The sequence below is a fragment of the Frankia sp. QA3 genome (assembly GCF_000262465.1).
Classification (GTDB): domain Bacteria; phylum Actinomycetota; class Actinomycetes; order Frankiales; family Frankiaceae; genus Frankia.
This window is the reverse complement of the sequence record NZ_CM001489.1, coordinates 4,519,117-4,519,498: the sequence shown is the minus strand read 5'-3', so window position 1 is coordinate 4,519,498 and position 382 is coordinate 4,519,117. Positions and strand designations below refer to the sequence as shown.

General features: G+C 71.5%; 1 protein-coding gene. It reads left to right on the top strand.

The annotated features are described in order from the left end of the window. Nucleotides 1-382, top strand: a 382-nt coding sequence (locus FRAQA3DRAFT_RS38275) for a WD40 repeat domain-containing protein (protein WP_009740578.1), incomplete at both ends; no start/stop codon positions are given.

Here is a 382-nt window from a genome sequence, read left to right as displayed (position 1 = left end):
ATGGGGCGTTGCTGGTGTCGGGTGGCCGGAACGGGTCGGTGCGGGTGTGGGAGGTGGGGTCGGGGCGTGAGCTGCGGGTGTTGACCGGCCATCAGGGCTGGGTGCGGTCGGTGGGGTTTTCGCCGGATGGGGCGTTGCTGGTGTCGGGTGGGGATGACGGGTCGGTGCGGGTGTGGGAGGTGGGGTCGGGGCGTGAGCTGCGGGTGTTGACCGGCCAGCAGGGCTCGGTGCGGTCGGTGGGGTTTTCGCCGGATGGGGCGTTGCTGGTGTCGGGTGGGGATGACGGGTCGGTGCGGGTGTGGGAGGTGGGGTCGGGGCGTGAGCTGCGGGTGTTGACCGGCCATCAGGTCTCGGTGCGGTCGGTGGGGTTTTCGCCGGATGG